This is a genomic window from Haladaptatus salinisoli, from assembly GCF_020614375.1.
Taxonomy (GTDB): Archaea; Halobacteriota; Halobacteria; order Halobacteriales; family Haladaptataceae; genus Haladaptatus; species Haladaptatus salinisoli.
The window spans coordinates 81,226-104,032 of record NZ_CP085327.1 but is presented as its reverse complement, the minus strand read 5'-3'; the positions used below and the strand labels follow the sequence as shown (position 1 = coordinate 104,032).

Here is a 22,807-nt window from a genome sequence, read left to right as displayed (position 1 = left end):
CCGTGCACGTCCTCCCGTAAGCCGCCGAGGTTCTTCAATCTCCCGCCGGGAGGAGGGTTCGGGCGGCTATCCGACGGAACCGGCCGCGGTGCGCACCGCGTCGAACGGCGCGGTGCGAGTTCTCCGAAACGGTCTCGAGGACCGTCTTATCATCTCAGAGAGACCACAAAATTCTTAACGTGTCGACGTACTGAATCGGACGATGCAATTCGGAATCGACCCGCAACAGCTCGGACTGGAGTTCGGGAGCGGTGCCGTCATCGGCGGCGTCATCGGGTTCGCCGCGAAGAAGGTGGCGAAGCTGATCGCCGTCATCGTCGGCCTCGAACTCGCCCTGTTCAAGTTCCTCGAATCGCGCGGCATACTGACGGTCGATTGGGATAAGCTCTCCGCCGGCCTGCTCAAGACGGGCGAAGTCGCCGGCAGTGGGACGCCGCCGTCGTGGATAACGACGCTCCTCTCGATGGTCTCCGTGAGCGCCGGCTTCGTCGGCGGCTTCATGCTCGGCTTCCAAAAAGGGTAACCTACCGTTCTTGTTCGTCGCCCCGGCGGTACCGCTCTTTGAGACGATAACCGGTCACGTCTCCCGATTCGCTCAAGGAAACTTCGTACTGTCCGAGGATATCCTGCGTATCGGGAATCGCGCTCCGTTCTACCATCTCGACGCCGACCTCCCAGCCGTCGTCCTCCTCGGTTATCTCGATAATTCCGTCGAGCGGACGACCGACGAGGTCCGATGCGACGCTCTCTATCGTCTCCCGAACGTCCATCACGTCGAAGTCGCCGTTTTGGGCTTCGTCCACGTTTTCGTCCTCCTCTTCGTCGCTCTCGCTCGATTCGTTTTCCGCCTCTCCGCCCCCGTCCGCCGCGATTTCGTCGGCATCGTCTATCGTCGCGTCATCCGGGTCGTGCTGGTAGCAGAACCCGTCGTCCTGTGCCGGGCGGGAACAGCGCTCGCCGGACTCGGTGAGCGCCCGGCACTGGTCGGCTTCCGACATGATGTTTCAGTGGCTATCTACGACGTGGTCGCTTTTACATCTACTTCCTCGAAGTCGACCTCCTCGCCCGCCTCCGCATGTTCTATCTTCGACATCTCCTTGGCGTAGTGGATGAACGTATCGACCGACGCGACCACGACGCGCGCTTCGACCGTCAGCACCTCGATACCGACGACGGAGATGCGTGCCCACACGTCGATGACGACACCCTTGTCGAGGATTCGGTCCAGCACTTCCGCGAGACTGGACGAATCCGGATTTGTTCGTGCCATGGGTTATCAGCGGGAATCCAATCCCCGTACATTCTCTAGTTGTTCGGCGCTATTTGACGATTAGGGCCGACGAAGCAAGCCGTTTATATGCGGGGTGGGTTTATAACGAACCATCATTATCGAGAAGTGAGGAATGTCGTGCTCGAAATCGGTCGTTACGTCCGCGCCAAATCGAGCGTCGAACCGCGTCCGGCGAGAAATCGCCGATGAGGGCGCACGAGTTATTGTCGTCGGTGTCGACACAATAGCGGGGGGAGAGAATGAGCGAACGAACGGACGACTCCAGGGGGGAGTTGGACGAAGTGGCCGGCCGACTCGCCGACGCCGTCGAAGCGTCCGAACGGGATGCGGAAGAAGAGATGCCCGAGACGGACGACGATATAGACGTCGTCGACGCGCGTGACGTCGGACGAGCCGTCACGGAAGACCTCACGGGTTTGCCGTTAGACCGCATCGTCGAGGTCGAAGGCCACGAGGAGGGGTGGCGCGTGATCGCCGAAGTGGTAAAGCGCCACTCGATACCCGACACGCAGGACGTCATCGACCGGTACGTCATCAGCCTCGATTCGACCGGGGGCGTTCGGGGATACGGCCGCGCCGGTCGGTATCGTCGCGGAAGCCTCGACGAACAGCGGGAAATCTTCGCCGTAACCGACGCCGAACGGGGGACGACATGAGCGAAAACGAAACACCAACGATGAGAGAACTGCTCGAGGAGAGCTTGGAAGAGGAGGAGAACGTCGAACGACTGGTCGACGAGATTATTCGCGGGGAGCGAGAGAACGGGGGAAACGTCGGACGCAACGTCGGCGGGCTGATCGGTTGCGCGCTGGGGATGTACGTCGGACGAAGGCTCGGAAAATCGATCGGTACGAACGTCCAGACTCGCCTCGGCGGGGACGAGCACGAGGAGTCGTCGGACTCCTCGCGAGAACAACTCGTCCGCCAGCGCGTCCAAGACGCGTTCGAGGTGGGCAAAGAGGAGGCGGAGGAGATACTCGCGTCCGCACCCGGCGTCGGAAGCGACGAGAGCGAGGCGGGCGACCAATCCGAGGGCGAATCCGGCGGTGAAAGCGAGGGAGAGAAAGCGGAGGAGGAGACGAGCGAGCGAGAAACGGAAGGGGAAGCGAACGAGGGGGAACCGGAAGCGGAGGAAGAAACGGGCGAGGAAGAGACGGAGTCGGAGGCGGAGACGGAAGGGGAAGAGGGAAAAAACTCGGAAGGCGAGGGGGAAGAAGGCGGAGACGGAAGGGAAGCCGAAGAGCCAGCGGAGGCCGAAGCGGAAGAGACGGAAGCGGAGGAAGAAAGGGCGGAAACCGAGGAAGAAGGTACGGAAGGAGAAGAAACGGAAGCGGAGACGGAGGCCGAGGAGGACGCGGACGAGGAGGAAGGGGAAGCCGAAGCGGAAGAGACGGAACCCCCAGAAGACGAGAGGGAAGCCGAAGGCGAACCGACCGCGGAGGCGACTGAGGGTGGCGTGAGCTTCGACGACCTCTCCGACGAGGACCTCCAGTCGCTGGCGAACGACCTGCTCGACGAGATTCAGCAGCGGAAGGCCGCGCAGTGACGAGGAGTGGAGCGCTTCGACGCATCTCGCCGGGAACGGGACCGCCCCTCGAACGCGGCGGTCGCTTCGGCGGACGGAAGGCTCGGCGTCGCGGAGCGTCTCGCTCCGTTTAACCGGCCCAACCGCCGCGAACGAGGCGTCTGCTTGCTGTATCCGCCACACGACTTAATAGCGCGCGTCACGTCAATTTGAGCTAGAGGACAGCCGTCGCCGTCCTGATAACGATGAGTTCGAACCGATACGTCTACGGGGTGGTCGAACAGAACGAGTTCGAGTTCGACGCCGACGCGGTTGGTGGCGCGGACCGAGTGTACACCGTCGATTACCGAACGCTCTCCGCCGTCGTCTCGGACATCGACACGACCGACCCCGAGCGAACCGACGAGGACAGCAAAGCGCACGACGAGGTGCTCCGTCGTGTGCTCGAACGCGACGACGTGGACGCCGTCGTCCCGATGCAGTACGGGATGGCGTTCAAGGACAACCGAACCCTGAAGACCGTCCTCCGCGGCGCGAGGCGGGCGTTCACGAAAGCCCTCCGCGAGGTGGACGGTCACGTCGAACTCGGCGTCAAACTCGTCGCCGACGAGGACGCCGACCTCCCCCGCGAGGAGATTCGCGACGACGTCGGGGGCCGACTGTCGGAGATCGCGGCGGGCGAGACGGACGACGACCTGTTCAGCGACCGACTCGTGTTGAACCGCTCGTACCTCGTCGCACAAGACGACCGCGAGGCGTTCGGCGAGGTCGTGGACGACGTGCGCGAGGAGTACGAGGACCTCACCGTCCAGTACACCGGACCGTGGGCACCGTACAACTTCGTGGACATCGAGATAGGAGCGCAACGATGATCGTCGTCGACGACCTGTTCGTACGCCCGTTCGTCTCGCTCCTCGACGTGCTTCACTCGCTGGCGCTGGACGAGATGTACGACGTGGAGGGCATCCAGGACGAACTCAAGGAGACCCACCTGCTGTACGAACTCGGCGAACTGTCGGACGAGGAGTACCGAACGCGGAAGGAAGAACTCGAAGAACAACTGGAGGTCGCGGAGGAGGTTCACGACCGACTGCGGAACGGAAAAGTTGAGGTAAAAGGATAATGGGACTGCTCGAACGGCTGGTCAGACTGGCGAACGCGCTCGCCGAAGAGGACGGAACGCGGATGCGCTCCGGAGAACTCGGCGACAAGGGGCGAATCGACTACGCGGTTACGGTCGACTCCATCAGGACCGACTCCGCGCAACGGCAACAACCGTCGTCGGCGTCGCGCCGAGAGTACCTCACGGACATTCGGGAAGAGGACGACGAACTCCTCGTCACCGTCGACGTGCCCGACGTGTCGGAGGACGACCTCTCGGTCAAGTTCGACGACGAGACCGGGACGGTGGAGATTCGGGACGCGCGACGAACCGTCAAACGCATCGACCTACCCCGAACCGACGTGCGGGTGGTCGCGGCGTCGTACAACAACCGCGTGCTGGAACTGCGGTTTGGAGGGATGGAAAATGGATGACCAACAGATCGAAGCGTTCGAGACGGAGGTTCGGTCGGGCGTCGAGCGACTGAAATCGGCGTTCGAATCGTCGGAGTCGTTCGAGGAGGTTTCGGACGAGGCGGAGAAGCTCTGGACCGTACTGGACGAAGGGGAGGACGTACTCGACCAAATCGACCTCGCCGACGTTCCGGACATCGTCGACGCGGAGGACGCTTCCGAGGCCGTCGACGATGAGGACGTTCCGAAGGCCATCTCCGAGGGCGACCCGAAGGAGGCCATCGACGCGCGGGGACTCGTCAAGGCGCTCGAACTCCGGCAGCTGTGGGAGTCGGCGGACGTGCGAGAACTCTGGCGGGAAGCGCGGGAGTTCGAGGACGCGGTCGACGACCTCGGCGGCGATTCGGAAGACGGAGGTGACGGCGGGATGCTGTCGGGCACGAGCGCGGACGTCGGGGGTGCCGACGTGGACGACGCCGACGTGGAAAGCGAGGTGCGGGGTGAGCTGTACCAGGCGAAGATTCAGTCCGAACTGCAAGACAGCGTCGAGACGTTCCGCGAGAAGCTGATCGAAACCCGAAACGAACTCGCCGCCATTAAAGCGGAGAACGAGTCGATAGGCGGCCCCGGTCAGCCGAACTCGCGCAACCCGACGGCCTACTCCAGCGTGGCACGGTCGCGCACGGACATGGGGAGCGCGGGAAGCTTCTCGACGGTTCCGCGGGAGACGAAGTACTCGTCGGCACCGAACACGAAACGAATCTACGGCGACAGGTTCGAGGAGGAGAACGATGGATGACGCGAGACCGACGCGCAGCCAGTCCGACCTCGCGGAGATGCTCGAACTGCTGCTCGACAAGGGGGTCGTCATCAACGCGGACATCGTGGTGACGGTCGGCGAGACGGAACTGCTCGGCGTCCAACTCCGGGCCGCCATCGCCTCGTTCGAGACGGCGGCCCACTACGGACTCCAGTTCCCGGAGGGCACTGACATGGAGCGCGTCGAGGAGGCGGCGGGCGTCGAGGAACTCCCGGAGTCCGAGGCGGTGACGGTCGAGGCGTCCGACGAGGAGGACGAAGACGAGGACGAGGAAGAGGAGGCGGACGCCGAAGCGGAAGAAGAGGAGGAAAAGGAAGCGCAGGAGGTGACGGCGGAGAATGAGCGCGATTGAAATCGACGGCGACGACGCGGGGCGCGGACTCGTCGCGCTCGTCGTCACCCTCGTCGAACTGCTGGTCGACGCCTTGGAGCGCGAGGCGGTTCGTCGGATGGAGTACGACGACCTCGACCCGGAGGAGATAGAGCGACTCGGCTCGCAGCTGGCGGCGCTGGAAGCGGAGATAGAGCGACTGAAGGAGTCGGAGAACATCGAGCGCGAGGTCGACGACCTCCGCGACGACCTGGACGCCCTGCTCACCGATGCGCTGGTGGACGTGGCCGAGCGCGAACCCGAACTGGAGGGATTCGATGGCTGAACCGAACGGAGCCGAGACGGGTGCGAACGCGGGGGTCGACGCCGAGTTCGGGGACGGTCGCTACCTCTACTGCGTGGTCGATTCGACGGCGGAGACGGAATTCTCGGAGACGGGTATCGACGACGAACCCGTCTCGGTCGTCGCCGCCGAGGGCGTCGGCGCGGTCGTCCAGCCCTGCGACTCGCCCTACGACACGGACGACCTCGACACGGTGCGCGAGTGGCTCCTCACCCATCAGGAGGTCGTCGACGCCGCCGGAGAGGCGTTCGGTACGCCGCTCCCGTTTCGCTTCGACACCATCCTGAAGGGGGACGACGACCGCGTGCGGGAGTGGCTCGTCGACCAACGCGCCGACCTCCGGGCGCACTTGGACGAGTTCGCGGGCCACTGGGAGTATCGCGTCGGCGTGACGTGGGACGAAGAACAGGTCCGCGACGAACTGGAGTCGGAGGACGAGACGTTGGCCGACCTGCGCGAGCGAATCGACGACGCGAGCGAAGGCACCGCGTTCATGCTCGAAAAGCAGTACGACAACAGACTCCGCGACCTGCGTCGGACGCGCAAGGAAGCGCTGGCGACTCGGCTCCGCGACGGTCTCGAACCCCTCGTTCGGGAGTTCGAGGAGGCGGACTCGCGGACCAACCTCCTCGGGTCGGACACCCCCGAGGACGTGGTACAGGTCGCGTTCCTCGCGCACGAGGACCGCGAAACGGACATCGGAGACGTACTCGACGACATCGCGGGGGAACCGGGCGTCGAAGTGCGCTTTACGGGGCCGTGGCCCCCTTACTCGTTCGCCCCCGAACTCGACGCATGAAACCGACGAAAGACGACCACGCCGTGGTGGACCTGCTCGACGTGCTGCTCCGCGACGGAGCCGTGATACAGGCGGACGTAGTCATCACGGTCGCGGACGTGCCGCTGGTCGGCCTCAGCCTCAGCGCCGCCATCGCCGGGATGTCCACGATGACCGATTACGGCTACTTCGAGGAGTGGGACGCGGTACAGCGCCGACTCGCGCGCGCGCCGGACGACCACCCGCTGTTGCCCGGCAAGGACTGACTTCCGTGCGCGACCGCGCCCGACGACCGTCCGAGCGACGGCGCTGATAAGCGGCATGAACAGGCAACCACGGCGACTACCCGCCGAGAGGCGTAAAAACGAGTTGCTATGTCAGCGACCGAGATAACCGACGACGACGAGGGGAAGAAGGTCGTAGACGAGAACGGCGACCAAGTCGGCATCGTCTCCGACGTCGAACACGGGACGGCGTACGTCGACCCCGACCCGGGACTCACCGAGAAGGTGAAATCGAAACTCGGCTGGGGCGACAGGGACGAGGACACCTACCCGCTCCAGGAGGAGACGATCGCGTCCGTCACGGACGACGAGATTCGGCTCCAGTACTGATTCGGCGTCGGTAGATCCGTCGTTACCGCTCCTCCGGCGGTTCGGAGCCGAGCGAGAGCGACGAATTAGCGGTCACTCGTTTTCCGCTGAGGAGGTCGCCGAGCGCCATCCCGGCGAACTGCACGACGAGCACGAGCACCAGCGGGCCGAGGAAGATGCCGTACCAGCCGAACAGCAGGCCGCCGAGCACGTACGAGAACATCACTAATCCGGTGTGCGTCGTCCGCCCCGAGACGTAGGGCCGAACGACCATCTGCGGGAGCAGGTCGAGAAAGACGAGCGAGACGAGGAAGAACGCGGCCGGAAACCACGCGAGTCGGGGATTCGTCCGGAACGCTTGCACGGCCAGATACGCCGTGATGGGAACGTAGACGAGCTTTCCGACGACGATGGGGACGAACGTCGCCAATCCGGTCAGGAGGGCGAGGATGGTCGGAATCGGAAACGAGACGCCCGACGGGGCGAGCGCTGCGAACGCGTTGTACACGACCGTCGCCGCCACGCCGACGAGGAGGACGGTGAGCACGTTACCGAAGTAGACGGTGGCGAGGTCGCTGTCGACCGCCGAGAGGTACGCGACGAGCGGGCTTTCGTCGCCCACTTCGTCGCGGAACCAGTCAGCGAGTCGGTCGCTGTCGCGGAGCGCGAAGAAGGCGAACGAGATGGCGATAAAGAGGTGGAGGATGCCGGCGGCGACCGCGCCGAGCGACTTCGCGGCGGTCGCGAGTTCGTCCTGAAACCGACCGATGTCGGAGTTGAGAAGTCGTCGGGGCTGCGAGAGCACCGCCGGAACTTCGCCGGAACCGGGTACGAGACGGGCGTAGTAGGTTTCGATACCCGTTCCGGTGAACGCGCTCAGCTCTCGAATCCCGACGACGACGCTGTAGCTGATGAGCAGTAACGCGGGTAGGGCGACGAGCAGCAGCGTCCCCATCGCCGCGAGATTGTCCGATTCGACCCGCGCCGTCACGCGTCGATAGAGCGGCCTCGTTCCGTAGTAGAGGAACAGGCCGAGGACGAGCGTGCCGATGAACGAGTACGCGACGAACAATAGCGCCACGAACAGCGCGGTGGCGAGCACCCACCAGCCGACCTGCGACCGGTCGTCGGGAAGTTTCATCGTACCGGCTACGACGCTCCGACGACAAAAATTTCTTCTCGCCCGGCCGTTCGCTTTTTCCGGGACGACGCGGTAGTTGCGGGAGATGTTAGACGAGCCTACGTTGGACGACGACGACGGAGTGTCCGTCTCGAGGTGGCTCCTCCTCTCGGGCAATCGGCTCGTCGTCACCGCCGGAATCGTCGTCGCGTTCGTGGCGATTCTCGCCGCGCTCACCGCGCTCGGCGTCATCTCCGTCGGCCTTTCGAGTGCTACCCGAACCCTGCTCGCGAGCGGTATCACGTCGGGGCTGCTCACGCTCATCACGGTGACGCTCTCCATCAACCAACTCATCCTCTCGCGCTTGTTCGGGTCGCCGAACGAACTCTCCGACCGACTCGACGGAACGGTCAACTTTCGGCGAAACGTCGAGCGGATAGCGGGAACCTCGACCAGTCCGACCGACCCCCGCGAGTTTCTGGCGCTCATCACCGAGACGATTCACGACCAGGTCACCGACCTCGACCTGTCGTCCGTCGACGAGGAGGCCGGCGACTACCAGTCGGCGCTCGCCTCGTACTCCGGTTCGTTGACCGACTCGGTTCGGGACCAGGACGACACCATCGGCGTCCTCTCGAAGATAATGGGCGCGGAGTACGCCGAGTACATGGAGGCGACGCGTTACGTGAAAAACGAGTTCGAGGACGAGTTCTCGGAAGGAACCGTATCGGAGTTAGAGGACGTGCTCGAACTCCTCGAATCCATCGCCATCGCCCGGCAGTTCTTCAAGACGCTCGCCATCCAGCAGGACCTCGCCCGCCTCTCGCGGTTCATCGCGTACACCGGGCTGTCGGCGTTCGTGACGACCATCGCCCTCACCCTCCTCTACAAGTCGAGTTCGGGCGCGTACGTTCAGCCGGAGACGCTCACCGCGGTCGTCCTGCTCGGATTCGGCGTCATCATCAGCCCGCTCGCGGTGCTCATCGCGTACATCCTCCGGGTGGCGACCATCGCGTTCTACACGGTCTCGGTCGGTCCGTTCGTGCCGCCCAAGGAGAAGTCGGAGGGGTGAGTCGGAGACGAGCTAGCGCGTCTGCAGGTCGTCCTCGTCCTTGATAATCTGCGTCTCTGCCTCGCCGCTGGTTATCTCGTTCACGAGGTCGTAGAACTCGTTTTGCATCCCCGCCGGGAACGTCAGGACGCCGATCCACGAGCCGTCGTTCTGCCACTCCTCGCGCTCCAGTTCGCCGAACTGGCGAATCCTCGCCTGCGCGCTTCCCGCGTAGTTCGCCGGCACCTGCACCGCGACGGTCACCTCGTCGAACCGGATGGGGATGACCGGTCGGAGCGCGTCGAGCGCGTCGTCCACCTGCTGGCTGACGGGTTCCATCGGGTCGACGGAGAAGCCCGCCTCCTCCAGCGCGCTCTCGATGCGCTCCGGCGGGTGCGGCGCGTTGTCCATCTGCGGGTTAACCGCGTTGCGCGTGATGCGGTCGACGAGCTGTCTGTGCTTCTGTTCTTGCATCTCGCGGCGCTGCTCCGCCGTGATCTGAATCTCACCGCGCTCGATGACTTCCGGGATTATCTCCAGCGGGTCGGTCGTCTCGAAGACCTTCTCCAAGTCCTCCTCGGCGGGTCGGTCGCCCCGACTCGCGTTCTCGAACACGTCCTCGGCGGCGATGACGTCCTCGATGTCGCCCTCGAAATCGCCGCGTTTGATGGCGAGCGCCGCGTCCGGGTCTACGAGCACCTCGAATCGCGCCCCGTGCGATTCGAGACGCGCCGTCACCGCCTCTTCCAGTGATATCATACCCGGAGCTAAACGCGCCCACCTAAAAATTGTTTCCCGAAGAAAACGTCCCGGTTACTCGTCCGGCTCGTCGCTCTCCTCGCCTTCGAGCAGGCCGAGTTCGTCGAGGTAGCCCTCGACTTCGTCGTCGTCCAGCATGCGGAACTGTTCGCTCTCCACGTCGACGGTGGCGACGCCGACTCCCTTCGCCGAGAGTTCGTCGTCGTTGACGGTTCCGAGGGCGCTGAGCGCGAGGTCGACGCCCCCGTCCAGGTCCATCTCCTCGCTGTAGTTCGATTCGAGGTAGTCCTGAATCTCGCCGCGGTCCGCGCCGACCGCGAGCGCCTTCCACTCGTAGGGCGTGCCGGACGGGTCGGTCTCGTAGAGTCGCGGAACGCCGTTCTCGATGCCGCCGATGATGAGCGCGACGCCGAAGGGGCGCGCGCCGCCGACCTGCGTGTACTGCTGGATGTGGTCGGTGACCTCCTTGGTCAGCGTCTCGACGCCGATGGGTTCTCCGTAGCGCAGGCGGTTTATCTGCGACTGGCGGCGCGCGAAGTCGATGAGCTGGCGGGCGTCCGCGACGTGACCCGCGCTGGCGATGCCGATGTGGTCGTCGGCCTTGTGGAGCTTCTCGACGCTCGTGCGCTCCATCAGCGGCGACCGGGTGTGTTTGTCCACCGCGAGGACGACACCACCCTGCGTCCTGACGCCGATGCTGGCGCTTCCTCGCTTGACGGCCTCCCGTGCATACTCGACCTGGTAGAGGCGTCCGTCCGGGGAGAATATCGTAATCCCGCGGTCGTACGCTTGCTGTTGGGCTTGTCCCTGCATAGTATCACTCGAAATCGAGTTCCGCCGCGCCTACGAACGCGCCATCGACCCGGACGTCGAATAAGTCGTTCCGTACGACGGCGGGTCGTTCTGCGTCCGCGAACACGACGCTTCTCTCCCCCGAAAGTTCCCTGCGGCGACCTAAATACTTTTCTTCACAACCCCGCACCGTCCCGCTTATACCGCGGACGAACACGCCGACGGGGTCGCCGCGCACCTCCTCGACGCACGCGAGCGCCGCCCTCGCGTCGTCCGTGTGACCACGGCGGGCGCGAACGATGGCCTCGCCCTCGCCGTCTTCGAACTCGAACCCGAGCACTTTGAGGTCGGCGTCCGCGCTCCCGGCGTCGCCGAGCAGGTTCTGCGCGGCGAACCAGAGGCTCCGCTGGAACGACCGACGGTCGACGTCGGCGTCGGGCCACGATTCGAGACCGACCGCGAGGTAGCGCCAGCGCGGTCTGAGGTGTTTCGGGAGATGTTTCATTTCGGGGTCTCGGCCGTGAGTTCGGTTCGGACGGATTTGAATCGTGCGCTCCGGAACGGTCGCCGCTCCGGTCTTCGTACCGCGGCCGGACGTCGGTTTACCCCGCCGGAGCGGACGGAGACCTGATTCGGCCGGGAGATTCGGCTTTCCGCGCGGCTTCCGTCCGTCGCTACCCGCCCGCCCGCTCAGCGACCAGCACGCCGACCTGCTCGTGCACGCGCTCCACCGCGGTCAGCGAGAACCCGTTGTCGGTCAGCGCGTCCGCCAGGTGCCCGACCGTCGAGGGGTCGTCGACCTCGGGGCTGTAGAACGGCTCGTCGGGGTCGGGCGTCCCGAAGAACATCACATCGCCCAAGACGAACTTCCGCGGGTCGAGTCCCGCGACGACCTCCACGGCCTCGCGCTTCTCCTCGTCCGAGAGGTGGTGCATGGCGAAGTTGGAGACGACGACGTCGACCTCCCCCTCCGTTTCCTCGACGTTCGGCTCCCGAAAGCTCCCCTCGCCGAACTCGACGTTCTCCAACCCCTCCTCCTCGGCCTTCCTGCGAGCCTCGTCCAGCATCCCCTCGCTGATGTCGCGTCCGACGACGCGCTTCGCGTCGGGGGCCAGTGCGAGCGCGATGGCGCCCGTGCCCGTCCCTAAATCGAGCACGGTGTCGTCCGCGCTCGGGGCGGCGTGTTCGACGACGAGGCTCACGCAGGCGCGGTACTCGTCGCTGTTCTGCGAATCGTCGTACTGTCCGGCGATCTCCGAGAATCGGTCGGCGTGTTCCTCAATCGTCTTCTTCATACCGGCCACGTTTCACGCCGGGCGCAATGAAATCGTCGGAGCGTCGCTCCCGGTTTCGCTCGGCGAGGCGGCCCCACTCCCGCAGTCCCGCCTCGACCCGTTCGCTCGTGAACCCTATCGTCTCTCCGACGGCCAGCAGTTCGCGGGGGGCGCGCAACTGCAGGTGGGAGCGCGGATCGGCGGTGACGACGAACGGCGCGTCGTACTTCGCGACGAGTTCACGGAGTTTCCGGAGGTCCTGCAGCGCTCGCACCCGCGGGCCGCCGTCGGCGCGGAGCACGCGGGCGAAGTTGAACTCCACTCGAACGCCGTTCTCGGCGGCGGCCTTCGCCAGCACGTGGTTGAAATCGCCGCGCCCGCGCATCGGGTGGGCGAGCACGTCCACTCGCTCCGCTTCGACCGCGAATCGGTTGAGCTTCGGCGTGCCGCCGTGGAGCAGGAGGAGCGTCGTCTTGGGCCGGTAGTTGCCGACGTGGCCGCTGGCCTGCGAGGGGTCGTCAGCGCGGATTTCGAGGGCGTCCACCACGTCCAAGTCGTACGCCTCGCGCACCCGCTCGGCGTCGAACGCCGCGCGAGAATCGCCGTGATTCCGGACGACGATACCGTCGAACCCGTAGTCGGTCGCCGTCGCCGCGAAGCGCGCGACGGTGCTCTCCCCGTCCGGGACGGCGTGGACGCTCTCGTACATCGCTCGTCTTTCGGTCGGACGCGACCGGACTTGGCGCTTGCGACTCCGCGTCGGACGGCGACGAGGGGATCGGCGATTCGGAACAGATTAACCCGTCGAAGTTGACGCGGTGGTAAGCCCAAGAGGTTTTGCCGCCTCGCCCCGAAAGGCCGGGAGGTTCAATATCAGAATGGACAGCTACCAACCGACACCGAAGATTTCAGACGACATCTCGCAGGCCGACCTCGATTGGTGTCATCGGGCGGTTCAGGGGGTTTCCCGAACGTTCGCCATCACCATCGACTTGCTCGACGAACCGATGGCCGACGCCATCTGCGTCGGATACCTCCTCTGCCGCATCGCCGACACGATAGAGGACGCGGGCCACATCCCGCCCGCCGAACAGGCGCACCTCCTCCGCACCTACGACGCCGCGCTCGACCCGGACGACGAGACGACCGTGGCCGAGTTCCGCGCCGCCGCGGACGAGTGGATTCCCGACGACGCCGGCGACGATTGGTCGGTCGTCGCGCACGCGCCGCGCGTGGTCGAGACGTTCGCGTCTTGTCCGCTCCCCGTCCGGCGAGCGGTTCGTCCGCCCGTCCGAGAACTCGTCTCCGGGATGGCGATGTTCGTCGAGCGCTACGCCGACAGGGGCGGCCTCCGCATACGAACGCGCGCGGAACTCGAAGAGTACTGCTACTACGTCGCCGGAACGGTCGGCGAACTCATCACGAACCTCGTCTGCCGGGACGCCGACTCGAAACAGGCCGACCGCCTCCGCGAGAACTCCGAGTCGTTCGCCCTCCTCCTCCAACTCGTCAACGTCTCGAAGGACGTGTACGTCGATTACCACGACGAGAACAACGTCTACCTCCCGGCGACGTGGCTCGGCGAAGCGGACGTCTCGCAGGACGCCCTCTGCGACCCCGAGAACAGCGACGAGGTCGCCGGCGTCGTCGCCCGCACCGCGGAGCACGCCCACGGGTTCGCGGACGACGCGCAGGCCTACCTCGAAACGATGCCCCGCGAGAGCGGCAACCGCCTCGTCGCGTGGACCGTCCCGTACCTGCTCGCGGTCGGCACGCTCCGCGAGGTGCGAAAGCGCCCCGAGGACGCCCTCCGACGCGCCGGAATCAAGATTTCGCGCGAGGAGGTACACGCCGTCCTCGCGTCGCTCTCGGGCGGCGTGGAGCGGGATATGCTGGGCGACCTCCGCCGGACGATAGCCGAGCGACCGTTCCACCTGGCCTGAGTCGTCCCTTTTCGCGAACCGACGGTCGAGCGAAGTTGGAACAAGATGGCCCCGCCCGCGAGGTGGTTTCCGAGCGGTACGACGCGGTGATGGCCTTCCTCGGCGAAATCGAAAGGGAGAGAAATCCGTCCGCTCAGTACTCGTAGAAGCCCTTCCCGGTCTTCTTCCCTAAATCACCAGCGTCGACCTTTCGCTTCAGCAGGTAGGCGGGTTTGTAGCGGTCGCCCAACTCCTCGAACAGCGTCTGACTGGCGTCCAGACAGATGTCGAGGCCGATGTGGTCGGCGAGGGTGAGCGGACCCATCGGGACGTTCGTTCCGAGCGTCATCCCCTTGTCGATGTCCTCCTTGTCGGCGACGCCCTCGTCGTAGGCGCGGATGCCCTCGTTTATCCACGGCATGAGGATGCGGTTGGTGACGAAGCCGGGCTTGTCGTCGGACTCCCACGTCTCCTTGCCGAGTTCCTCCGCGAGGTCGTGGGCGAGGTCGACCACGCCTTCGTCCGTCTTCTCGCCGACGACCAGTTCGACGCCCTTCATCACGGGGACCGGGTTCATGAAGTGCAGACCGACGACGAGTTCCTCGCGATCGGTCGCGCTGGCGATGGTCGTGATGGAGAGCGTGCTGGTGTTCGTGGCGAGCACCGCGTCCTCGGGGAGGACGTCGTCCAAGTCGGCGAAGATGTCCCGCTTGATTGCCATGTCCTCGACCGCGGCCTCGACGACGAAGTCGCAGTCGGCGAGGTCGGCGAGGTCCGTCGTCCCCTCGATGCGGGAGACGACCGCCTCGGCCTCGTCCTCGCTCAACTCCTCCTTGGCGACGAAGCGGTCGAGGCTGTTTTCGATGGCGTCGAACCCGTTCTCCACGAACGACGCTTCGATGTCGCGCATGACCACGTCGAACCCGTTCGCGGCGGCGACCTGCGCGATGCCGCTTCCCATGGTACCTGCGCCGACTACGCCGATGGTGTCGATGTCGTCCAGCGTACGCATGGCCGGGAGTGCTCCGGGGACGAACGTAAGGATAGCGGAACGCGGGGCGGGGTCGTCCGTCGTGCGGCGCGAGAGGCGAACTCGCCGCCGCCCGAGACGCCGCCTGCGAAAAGTTCAAGAATCAGGGGTGTGAGAGGGAAACAAGTCGGTGAGACCGTGACGAAAAACGACACAGATGGGGAGGAACCGACCGAAACCCGACCGACCGACGTGCAGTTCGTCGGCCCGGCGACGGCGGCGGTCATCGAGGACGCGTCGTTCGACGCCGAGGGCATCGTCGAGCGAACCGTCTCCTACGAGATGTTGCGCGAGGCGGGCGTGAATCCGGGGGTCGCCGGACGGTTACGCAGGGAACACTCCCTGTCGTGGTCGTTCGGCGGGTCCGGCGACGACCTCACCGACCGTTCGAACCAGATTCGCGGCCTCCAGGACGAGGAGCGCGCGTGGATAGCGGCGAGTTCCGGCGACTGGGAAGCGACCCCCGCGTCGACCGACGGGAGCGGCGACGCGCACGCCGAGGAAGCGGCGTGGCGCGAGCGGAGCAGTCCCGACCCGGTGACCGACGTCCCGGGCATCGACGACGAAGCGGCCGACCGACTCGCCGAGGGCGGCGTCACCTCGATTCGAAGTCTCGCCACCGCCGACCCGGAGCGGGTCGCGGACTCGCTCGGACTCGACCGAGAGGCGGTCGAGCGGTGGTGGAACGACGCCCGCGACCTGGCGTAGACGCCTCCGCGACCGGCGAACCGCTGTAAATTTACTACCTTCGTAGTTCACGGACGCTCGATAGGACCATCGAGAGCGACGAAAACGGAGGTTTCGACTCGCGCGCGACCAGTAGACTCATATATTTCGTCGGCGCAGTTCGGAACGATGATTCCGCTGAGTGACTCACCAGTGACTCGGGACGACAAGGCGCTCATTCTCGCGATGGATCACGGTCTGGAACACGGACCGTCGGCCGACTTCGGCTCCGTGCCGGACTCGCTGAACCCGGAGACGGTCTTCGACATCGCCACCCACGACGCGGTGACCTGCCTCGCCGTCCAGAAGGGGGTCGCCGAGACGTACTATCCCTCCTACGACGACTCGGTGAACCTGCTCGCCAAGCTGAACGGGACGAGCAACCTCTGGATGGGCGAGCCCTACTCGCCGCAGAACTGGACGGTCGACTACGCCGCCGAACTCGGCGCGGACGCGGTCGGCTACACCGTCTACTCCGGGTCGAACCACGAGACGGAGATGTACGAGGACTTCCGCGACGTACAGGAGCGGGCGCACCGCGAGTACGGGATGCCCGTCGTCATGTGGTCGTACCCGCGCGGTCAGGGTCTCAAGAACGACACGAAAGAGAGCATCATCGCCTACGGCACTCGAATCGCGCTCGAACTCGGCGCGGACATGGCGAAGGTGAAGTACCCCGGCACCCGCGAATCGATGGAGTGGGCCGTCAAATCCGCCGCCGACATGCCGGTCGTCATGAGCGGGGGGTCGAAGATCAGCGACTACGACTTCCTCTCCAGCGTCGAAGCCGTGATGGACGCGGGCGGCGCCGGTCTCGCGGTCGGTCGCAACGTCTGGCAGCGCGATAACCCCGAGCGAATCCTCGACGCGCTCGAAAAGGTCATCTTCGAGGGCGCGACCGCGGACGAAGCGCTCGAATGATGGAGACGGTAGACCGAATCGTCGAGACGGTCGCGGCGGCGGCCCCCGAGATTCGGGGCGGTCTCCCGGGACGGCGACGGAAAGCCGACGAGGAGAACCCCAGCGGCGAGACGCAGATGGCGGCGGACGTGTGGGCCGACGAGCACCTCGAAGCCGAGTTGACCGCCATCGACGGCGTCGGCGAGTTCGCCAGCGAGGAGCGCGAGGAAGTTATCGACTGCGGCGACGGTCTCTCGGTCGCCGTCGACCCGCTCGACGGCTCCTCGAACCTCAAGTCGAACAACTCGATGGGAACCATCGTGGGGGTCTACGACGCTCCCCTCCCGGCGTCGGGTCGAGACCTCGTCGCGGCGGCCTACGTCCTCTTCGGGCCGATTACGACGATGATGGTCGCTCGCGGTGGAACGGTGACGGAGTACGTCGTCGAGAACGGCGACCCCAGGGTCGTCGACGACGACGTGAGCCTCCCCGACGACCCCGTCGTCTACGGGTTCGGCGGGCGCGTTCCCGACTGGACCGAGGCGTTCACCGAGTACGCCCGCGAGATAGAGGACGAACTCAAACTCCGATACGGCGGCGCGATGATAGGCGACGTGAACCAGGTGATGACCTACGGCGGCGTGTTCGCGTACCCGAGTCTCAGGTCGCGGACGGAGGGGAAACTCCGCCTCCAGTTCGAGGGGAACCCGATAGCGTACATCGTCGAGTCCGCGGGCGGGCGCTCCTCGGACGGCGAACGCTCGCTCCTCGACGTGTCGCCCGAGGGGCTTCACCAGCGCGTTCCGCTCCACGTCGGGAACGCGGAACTCGTCGACCGACTGGAAGCGGCGCTGTAACCGCCGATTTCGACCAGTCCATTTTTCGCTCGAAATTTCGCTCGGCGAGTCGAACTCGTTAGCCGCGACTAAAACTCACCCCGGTTGCGTCGTTTCGGCGGTTTGTAGTTGCGTCGTCCCGCCGGCAGTCGTCGTCCGATTCGCTGGGGTGGTCGTCGGTCGCGCCGTCGTGGTCCGCGTCGTCTGTCCCTCCGTCGTGCGCTCCTGATCGATGCACGCCTGCACGTCGTCCTGCTCGGCGGTGGCGACGACCCGCCCGTTCGCGTCGAATATCGTCGCGTTGACGAAAACGTAGCCTTCCACGCCGAGGTCGGTCGTGTCGTTCGTCCACGTGACGTTCCCGTCCGGTGCCTGCTCGAACTCCGCCGCCGGAATCGTCCGGTTCACCAGCACGCCCGACTGCGGATTCGAGACGTTGACGAGCAGCGCGGACAACCGGTAGTCCGCCGGTTGCGTCGCGTTCACCGTCACCGCGGTGCAGTTCAACTCGACCGAGAGCGGTGCGGTCGGCGGTGTCGTGGTCGCGGTGGGCGTGGCGGGCGGTTGCGTCGGCGTGGCGGTCGTCGTGGTGGTCGTAGCCGTCGTCGTGGTCGTGACGTTCTCCGGCGTCGTGGTCGGCGTCGCGGTGGGCGTCGCCGGCCGCGTCGCTGGGGGCGGCGTCGTTGCGTTCTCCGGAGTCGCGGTCGGCGTCGGTTGCGTGGTGGTCGTGGCGGTCGTGGTGGTCGTAGCCGTCGTCGTGACCGGCTCCGCCGTGGTCAGCGTCGGCAGGGTCGTGGTCGTCGGCCGCCGGGTCGTGGCGGTCGGAGTCGTAACCTCCTCGATTTGGCTCGCCTCCTGCAGAGCGACCGACCGAACGACCTGCGGTTCGACGTCCTCCGCGGTCGAGATGCGCTCGGCCGCTTGCGCGGTGCCTTCGCGGGCGGCCTGCTGTATCCGAGTCGCGTCGCTCACGTCCTGTCGCGCCGCCGCCTGCGCCGCGCCCGCGGACGCGCCCAGCGACGCGGCCTGCGTCTGGACGACGGTCGCCTGCTGAAGCTGCGCGATACCGCCCGCGGCGGCACCCTGCGCGGCGGACTGAATCTGAACGACGCTCGCCCGCTGACTCTGGGAGACCGCCCCGGTGGCCGCACCCCGCGCGGCGGCTTGCACCTGTCGAACGTCGGCCCGCTGGCTCTGACTCGCCGTCACGCCGCCCGTCGCTGCACCCTGCGCGGCGGCTTGGACTTGGGTGACGCTCGCCTGTTGGCTCTGCGTCACCGCCCCCGACGCGGCGCCGATGCAGGCCACCTGAATCTGCCGAATTCGGACGGTCTGAACCTGCGTCACGCCGCCGCGCGCCGCGCCCCTCGCGGCGGCCTGCACCTGTCGAACCTCGACGACCTGTTTCTGAACCGCGCCCTGAACGGCCCCCTGCGCCGCCCCCTGCGCGACGATCTGAATCTGAACGACGTTCACGACCTGAATCTGGACGAGACTCAGCGCACCCGCCGCCGCGCCGCGGCAGGCCGCCTTCATCTGCTCGACGGTCGCCTGCTGACCCTGTTTGAGCCCTCCGGCGGCCGCACCGTGCGCGGCCACCTGAATCTGGACGATGCTCGCCTTCTGAATCTGCGATATCGCCCCCGCCGCCGCGCCGCGACAGGCCGCCTGCACCTGTCGAACGTCGACCTGCTGTACCTGCGTCACGCCGCCTTTCGCCGCCCCCAGCGCCGCGACCTGCACCTGTTTGGCGTTCGCCCGCTGGTTCTGAAGCGCACCCTTCGCCGCGCCCCGCGCGGCGAACTGCACCTGTCTGATTTCGACCGTCTGGCGCTGGTCGAGCGCGCCGAAGGCTGCGCCCTGCGCCGCCTCCTGGATCTGCGAGACGCTCACGCGCTGCTTTTGAACCGCTCCTTTCGCCGCGCCCCGCGCCGCGCCCCGCGCGGCCACCTGCACCTGCGTCACGGTCGCTTTCTGACTCTGGGCGACCGCGCCGTGTCCGGCCCCGAACGCCGCCGACTGCGCCTGCTCGACCGTCGCTCGCTGCACCTGCGTCGCGCCCTTCGTCGCACCCTGCGTCGCGCTCTGTATCTGCGTGATCCGGACGTCCTGACTCTGGAGCAACGTTCCGTGCGCCGCGCCGCGCGCGGCGGCTTGGATCTGCGAGACGTTCGCCCGCTGTTCCTGCTCGACGGCTCGAACCGCGCCGACGACCGCGGCTTGGCGCTGCTGCTGCGTTATCGAAACGCCCTGTCGCTGCGCCAGCGCGGCACCCTGCGCGGCCCCGCGCGCCGCCGCTCGCTCGGACTCGGAGAGGTTCGTGTCCTGTATCATCCCCCGTAGGTGCGGCGAGCGGGAAACGTCCGTTCGTTGGCTCGATGGTAACACCGCCGGCGCGTCCGCGGACGGACGTGCCCTTGGCTCTCCCATCGAGACGAGTCCGGCGCTCGAGAGGCTCACGACCAACACGAGCACGAGTGTCGTCCGCGCGAATCGTCTCATGAGTGTACCGTACTCGACGGTGGCGGTTTTCAACCCTCGACACCGTTAATTCCGTTCTCGACCGACGCCGAGACGGGACGGCGCCACCCCCGGCGTCGGTGTCGCCCGCTACCGTTCGCAACCGCGTCCAACCGGTCCGGTAATCGTCGTTTCGACCGGACGTTTCCTCCGTTTCCGTCGGTGCGCTTCGGTCGGGGGGCGCGTGCCGTCCGCAGCGCGTTCGTGTTGGAAATAGAACCTGTAACGTCGTCGTTTTCAGTTTAATTGGCAGTTCTCTAGGTGCCTAGATTCACCATTCTTTACGGAGGGTGGTCAACTGGTGATGAGCGTCGCATGAGCAATGAGTCACCGTACCGTGACGACTCGGGGAAACGACCGTCGGCACACCCACCCCACGTACTTCGCGCTGAACCGGGGGTGAGTAGGCCTTCCTTCGACGATATCTTCGGACTGCTGTCGGAGAGACGACGACGATACGCCATCCACTATCTCTCGCGGACGCCGGACGGCGCGGCGACGCTTTCCGACCTCGTCGAGCAGGTCGTCGCGTGGGAAACCGAAACGTCGCCCAACGACGTTCCGGACGATTACCGGAGACGCATCGAAGCGTCTCTGCACCACACGCACCTCCCGAAACTGGCCGACGCGAACATCATCGACTACGACGCGCGAAGCGAGTCGATACGCTACTGGGGTCAACCGGTTCTCGAAGAGTACGCAGAGCACGTCGCAGCGATGGAACTGCCGGAGTAGTAATCTCTCGTCCGGTTCTCCCCGTGTCCCCGCAGACGCTTCTAGGCCCTCCCCCGTCTTCTCGACGCTCACGCCGCCCCGTCTTTTTTCGGCGATTCGGAGGTCGCCGCGCGTCAGGAATTTCGCCTCGCAGGAAAGGGAAAACGGTTTGAAATCACCCCGCGGACACGGAGACATGAAAGTTCGCATCGGCGAGGGGGCGACCGAAGAGGAAGCCTCGGCCATCGCCAGCGCGCTCGCCAAGCACGTCGGGAGCGAAGTTGAAGTGTACGTCGGCGACGCGGAGGAACCGACCGTCACGTGGAGCGACCCCGGCGAATCGCCGGAGGAGGACGGCCTGGAACCGACCGACCGCGAAGCGATTCTGTGGGAGGAGATAGAGGCCATCGAGTCCGGCGGCCCGGAGAAGTACAAAGAACGCCTCCCCGAGAAGGGAAAACTGTTCGTCCGCGACCGACTCGACCTCTGGTTCGGCGAGGACGGTCTGAAGTTCGAGGACGGTAAGTTCGCGGAGTTCGACGCTGACGACCAGCTCCCGGCGGACGGACTGCTCACGGGGGCGGCGGAGTTCGAGGGCCGCGACGTGCACTTCATGGCGAACGACTTCACCGTCAAGGCCGGAAGCATGGCCGCGAAGGGCGTCGAGAAGTTCCTCCGGATGCAACAGCGGGCGCTCCAGAGCGGCAACCCCGTCCTCTACCTGATGGACTCCTCCGGCGGGCGCATCGATCAGCAGACCGGCTTCTTCGCCAACCGCGAGGGAATCGGGAAGTACTACTACAACCACTCGATGCTCTCGGGGCGCGTCCCGCAGATATGCGTCCTCTACGGACCGTGCATCGCCGGGGCGGCCTACACCCCCGTCTTCGCCGACTTCACCATCATGGTCGAGGGGATGTCCGCGATGGCCATCGCCTCCCCGCGGATGGTGCAGATGGTCACGGGCGAGGATATCGACATGCAGGACCTCGGCGGGGCGGGGATGCACGCGAAACACTCCGGAAGCGCCGACCTCGTCGCCCGAGACGAGGAGCACGCCCGCGAACTCGTCTCCGACCTCGTCACGTACCTCCCCGACAAGGCCCACGAGAAACCGCCCCGAAGCGAGCCGAAGGCACCACGAAAATCCCCCGAGGGAATCGACGCCGTCATCCCGAAGAGCCCGAACCGGGCCTACGACATGACCGACCTCGCGGAGCGCGTGGTGGACGCCGACTCCTACTTCGAACTCAAACCCGACTACGGGCCGGAGATACTCACCGCGTTCGCGCGAATCGACGGGCGGCCGGTCGGCATCGTCGCCAACCAACCGGCGCAGCGGTCGGGTGCCATCTTCCCCGACGCCGCCGAGAAGGCCGCCGAGTTCATCTGGAAGTGCGACGCCTTCGAAATCCCGCTGCTCTACCTCTGCGACACGCCGGGCTTCATGGCCGGGTCGCAGGTCGAGAAGGACGCCATCCTCGAAAAAGGCAAGAAGATGATTTACGCCACCTCCTCGGCCACCGTCCCCAAGATCTCGGTCGTCGTGCGGAAGGCCTACGGCGCGGGCATCTACGCCATGTCCGGCCCGGCCTACGACCCCCAGAGCACCATCGCGCTCCCGTCCGGCGAAATCGGCATCATGGGGCCGGAGGCCGCCATCAACGCCGTCTACGCGAACAAGTTGAACGCCATCGAGGACGACGAGGAGCGCGCCCAACGCGAACGCGAACTCCGGGAGGAGTACCGCGAGGACATCGACGTCCACCGCATGGCGAGCGAGATGGTCATCGACGACATCGTCCCGCCGAGCACGCTGCGCGAGGAACTCGTCCAGCGGTTCGACTTCTACGCCGACCTGGAGAAGGACCTGCCGGACAAGAAACACGGGACGATTCTGTAGGCGAGATTCGTCCTCGCCGCGAGCTGAAATCGGTGTTGTTACTGGCCGACCGTCCGCGGCGAAC

General features: G+C 65.7%; 29 protein-coding genes. 19 read left to right on the top strand and 10 right to left on the bottom strand.

The window, feature by feature from the left end; all coding sequences use genetic code 11:
- Positions 1-202 precede the first annotated feature (202 nt).
- Entirely contained in the window at positions 203-523 is a 321-nt protein-coding gene (locus tag LIX00_RS00570) for an FUN14 domain-containing protein (RefSeq protein WP_227354246.1), read from the top strand.
- Between the two features lies 1 nt (position 524).
- Here the strand turns inward: LIX00_RS00570 and gvpO (LIX00_RS00565) are convergent, their stop codons facing one another.
- Complete coding sequence (gvpO, locus tag LIX00_RS00565; protein WP_227354245.1) at positions 525-998, bottom strand: gas vesicle protein GvpO, halophile-type; 474 nt, start codon at positions 996-998, stop codon at positions 525-527.
- Between the two features lie 17 nt (positions 999-1,015).
- Positions 1,016-1,270 (bottom strand): gas vesicle protein GvpA, encoded by a 255-nt coding sequence (gvpA, locus tag LIX00_RS00560; RefSeq protein ID WP_227354244.1) that lies wholly within the window; start codon positions 1,268-1,270, stop codon positions 1,016-1,018.
- Positions 1,271-1,530: 260 nt separating this feature from the next.
- On the opposite strand from gvpA, the gene gvpO (LIX00_RS00555) reads away from it, so the two are divergent.
- The 11 genes from gvpO (LIX00_RS00555) (at position 1,531) to LIX00_RS00505 (ending at position 7,217) form a co-directional block, all read left to right on the top strand.
- Positions 1,531-1,947, top strand: a complete 417-nt coding sequence (gvpO, locus tag LIX00_RS00555; RefSeq protein WP_227354243.1) for a gas vesicle protein GvpO — start codon at positions 1,531-1,533, stop codon at positions 1,945-1,947.
- Positions 1,944-2,837, top strand: a complete 894-nt coding sequence (locus LIX00_RS00550) for a hypothetical protein (protein WP_227354242.1) — start codon at positions 1,944-1,946, stop codon at positions 2,835-2,837. The genes gvpO (LIX00_RS00555) and LIX00_RS00550 overlap by 4 nt, the downstream gene beginning before the upstream one ends.
- Before the next feature lie 224 nt (positions 2,838-3,061).
- Entirely contained in the window at positions 3,062-3,688 is a 627-nt protein-coding gene (locus LIX00_RS00545; RefSeq protein ID WP_227354241.1) for a GvpL/GvpF family gas vesicle protein, read from the top strand.
- The gene (gvpG, locus tag LIX00_RS00540) at positions 3,685-3,939 is read left to right on the top strand and encodes a gas vesicle protein GvpG (protein ID WP_227354240.1); all 255 of its coding nucleotides are present in this window, start codon (positions 3,685-3,687) and stop codon (positions 3,937-3,939) included. Before LIX00_RS00545 ends, gvpG begins: the two co-directional genes overlap by 4 nt.
- Positions 3,939-4,352: an Hsp20/alpha crystallin family protein gene (locus LIX00_RS00535; protein ID WP_227354239.1), complete on the top strand. Its 414-nt coding sequence runs from the start codon at positions 3,939-3,941 to the stop codon at positions 4,350-4,352. The genes gvpG and LIX00_RS00535 overlap by 1 nt, the downstream gene beginning before the upstream one ends.
- Positions 4,345-5,130 (top strand): hypothetical protein, encoded by a 786-nt coding sequence (locus LIX00_RS00530; RefSeq protein WP_227354238.1) that lies wholly within the window; start codon positions 4,345-4,347, stop codon positions 5,128-5,130. The genes LIX00_RS00535 and LIX00_RS00530 overlap by 8 nt, the downstream gene beginning before the upstream one ends.
- Positions 5,123-5,503 (top strand): gas vesicle protein GvpJ, encoded by a 381-nt coding sequence (gvpJ, locus tag LIX00_RS00525; protein ID WP_227354237.1) that lies wholly within the window; start codon positions 5,123-5,125, stop codon positions 5,501-5,503. Before LIX00_RS00530 ends, gvpJ begins: the two co-directional genes overlap by 8 nt.
- Positions 5,490-5,807: a gas vesicle protein GvpK gene (gvpK, locus tag LIX00_RS00520; RefSeq protein ID WP_227354236.1), complete on the top strand. Its 318-nt coding sequence runs from the start codon at positions 5,490-5,492 to the stop codon at positions 5,805-5,807. The genes gvpJ and gvpK overlap by 14 nt, the downstream gene beginning before the upstream one ends.
- Positions 5,800-6,624 carry a gas vesicle protein GvpL gene (gvpL, locus tag LIX00_RS00515; protein WP_227354235.1) on the top strand — a complete coding sequence of 275 codons (825 nt, stop codon included), beginning with the start codon at positions 5,800-5,802 and terminating at the stop codon, positions 6,622-6,624. The genes gvpK and gvpL overlap by 8 nt, the downstream gene beginning before the upstream one ends.
- Entirely contained in the window at positions 6,621-6,869 is a 249-nt protein-coding gene (gene gvpM / locus LIX00_RS00510; RefSeq protein ID WP_227354234.1) for a gas vesicle protein GvpM, read from the top strand. Before gvpL ends, gvpM begins: the two co-directional genes overlap by 4 nt.
- A 108-nt stretch (positions 6,870-6,977) precedes the next feature.
- Complete coding sequence (locus LIX00_RS00505) at positions 6,978-7,217, top strand: DUF8593 domain-containing protein (protein ID WP_227354233.1); 240 nt, start codon at positions 6,978-6,980, stop codon at positions 7,215-7,217.
- Positions 7,218-7,239: 22 nt separating this feature from the next.
- Here the strand turns inward: LIX00_RS00505 and LIX00_RS00500 are convergent, their stop codons facing one another.
- Positions 7,240-8,337, bottom strand: coding sequence for an AI-2E family transporter (locus LIX00_RS00500; protein WP_227354232.1), 1,098 nt, complete (start codon positions 8,335-8,337; stop codon positions 7,240-7,242).
- An 85-nt stretch (positions 8,338-8,422) separates the two neighbouring features.
- On the opposite strand from LIX00_RS00500, the gene LIX00_RS00495 reads away from it, so the two are divergent.
- The gene (locus LIX00_RS00495) at positions 8,423-9,388 is read left to right on the top strand and encodes a DUF7972 family membrane protein (protein ID WP_227354231.1); all 966 of its coding nucleotides are present in this window, start codon (positions 8,423-8,425) and stop codon (positions 9,386-9,388) included.
- Positions 9,389-9,400: 12 nt separating this feature from the next.
- Here the strand turns inward: LIX00_RS00495 and LIX00_RS00490 are convergent, their stop codons facing one another.
- The 5 genes from LIX00_RS00490 to LIX00_RS00470 all read right to left on the bottom strand — a co-directional run bounded on the left by LIX00_RS00490 (position 9,401) and on the right by LIX00_RS00470 (position 12,901).
- Positions 9,401-10,126: a ribosome assembly factor SBDS gene (locus LIX00_RS00490; RefSeq protein ID WP_227354230.1), complete on the bottom strand. Its 726-nt coding sequence runs from the start codon at positions 10,124-10,126 to the stop codon at positions 9,401-9,403.
- Between the two features lie 54 nt (positions 10,127-10,180).
- Positions 10,181-10,939: an archaeal proteasome endopeptidase complex subunit alpha gene (gene psmA / locus LIX00_RS00485; RefSeq protein ID WP_227354229.1), complete on the bottom strand. Its 759-nt coding sequence runs from the start codon at positions 10,937-10,939 to the stop codon at positions 10,181-10,183.
- A 4-nt stretch (positions 10,940-10,943) separates the two neighbouring features.
- Positions 10,944-11,423, bottom strand: a complete 480-nt coding sequence (locus LIX00_RS00480; RefSeq protein ID WP_227354228.1) for an Rpp14/Pop5 family protein — start codon at positions 11,421-11,423, stop codon at positions 10,944-10,946.
- Positions 11,424-11,592: 169 nt separating this feature from the next.
- Positions 11,593-12,213 carry a class I SAM-dependent methyltransferase gene (locus LIX00_RS00475; RefSeq protein WP_227354227.1) on the bottom strand — a complete coding sequence of 207 codons (621 nt, stop codon included), beginning with the start codon at positions 12,211-12,213 and terminating at the stop codon, positions 11,593-11,595.
- Positions 12,197-12,901 carry an RNase P subunit p30 family protein gene (locus LIX00_RS00470; RefSeq protein ID WP_227354226.1) on the bottom strand — a complete coding sequence of 235 codons (705 nt, stop codon included), beginning with the start codon at positions 12,899-12,901 and terminating at the stop codon, positions 12,197-12,199. The genes LIX00_RS00475 and LIX00_RS00470 overlap by 17 nt, the downstream gene beginning before the upstream one ends.
- Before the next feature lie 169 nt (positions 12,902-13,070).
- Between LIX00_RS00470 and LIX00_RS00465 the strand changes: the two genes are divergently transcribed.
- Positions 13,071-14,135, top strand: a complete 1,065-nt coding sequence (locus LIX00_RS00465) for a phytoene/squalene synthase family protein (RefSeq protein ID WP_227354225.1) — start codon at positions 13,071-13,073, stop codon at positions 14,133-14,135.
- A 133-nt stretch (positions 14,136-14,268) separates the two neighbouring features.
- Here LIX00_RS00465 and LIX00_RS00460 read toward each other — a convergent pair whose 3' ends face one another.
- Positions 14,269-15,126, bottom strand: a complete 858-nt coding sequence (locus LIX00_RS00460) for a 3-hydroxyacyl-CoA dehydrogenase family protein (protein ID WP_227354224.1) — start codon at positions 15,124-15,126, stop codon at positions 14,269-14,271.
- A gap of 156 nt (positions 15,127-15,282) precedes the next feature.
- On the opposite strand from LIX00_RS00460, the gene LIX00_RS00455 reads away from it, so the two are divergent.
- From LIX00_RS00455 to LIX00_RS00445, 3 genes are all read left to right on the top strand, one after another.
- Positions 15,283-15,852, top strand: a complete 570-nt coding sequence (locus LIX00_RS00455; RefSeq protein WP_227354223.1) for a DUF7409 domain-containing protein — start codon at positions 15,283-15,285, stop codon at positions 15,850-15,852.
- A gap of 147 nt (positions 15,853-15,999) precedes the next feature.
- Positions 16,000-16,791, top strand: coding sequence for a class I fructose-bisphosphate aldolase (locus LIX00_RS00450; RefSeq protein WP_227354222.1), 792 nt, complete (start codon positions 16,000-16,002; stop codon positions 16,789-16,791).
- Complete coding sequence (locus tag LIX00_RS00445; protein WP_227355713.1) at positions 16,791-17,627, top strand: class 1 fructose-bisphosphatase; 837 nt, start codon at positions 16,791-16,793, stop codon at positions 17,625-17,627. Before LIX00_RS00450 ends, LIX00_RS00445 begins: the two co-directional genes overlap by 1 nt.
- Before the next feature lie 75 nt (positions 17,628-17,702).
- Here the strand turns inward: LIX00_RS00445 and LIX00_RS00440 are convergent, their stop codons facing one another.
- Positions 17,703-20,108 carry a hypothetical protein gene (locus tag LIX00_RS00440; protein WP_227354221.1) on the bottom strand — a complete coding sequence of 802 codons (2,406 nt, stop codon included), beginning with the start codon at positions 20,106-20,108 and terminating at the stop codon, positions 17,703-17,705.
- A gap of 417 nt (positions 20,109-20,525) precedes the next feature.
- Here LIX00_RS00440 and LIX00_RS00435 point away from each other — a divergent pair, with 417 nt between their 5' ends.
- Both LIX00_RS00435 and LIX00_RS00430 read left to right on the top strand, forming a co-directional pair.
- Positions 20,526-20,861, top strand: coding sequence for a DUF7344 domain-containing protein (locus tag LIX00_RS00435; RefSeq protein ID WP_227354220.1), 336 nt, complete (start codon positions 20,526-20,528; stop codon positions 20,859-20,861).
- Between the two features lie 175 nt (positions 20,862-21,036).
- Positions 21,037-22,743 (top strand): acyl-CoA carboxylase subunit beta, encoded by a 1,707-nt coding sequence (locus LIX00_RS00430; RefSeq protein WP_227354219.1) that lies wholly within the window; start codon positions 21,037-21,039, stop codon positions 22,741-22,743.
- The last annotated feature ends 64 nt before the right edge of the window (positions 22,744-22,807 follow it).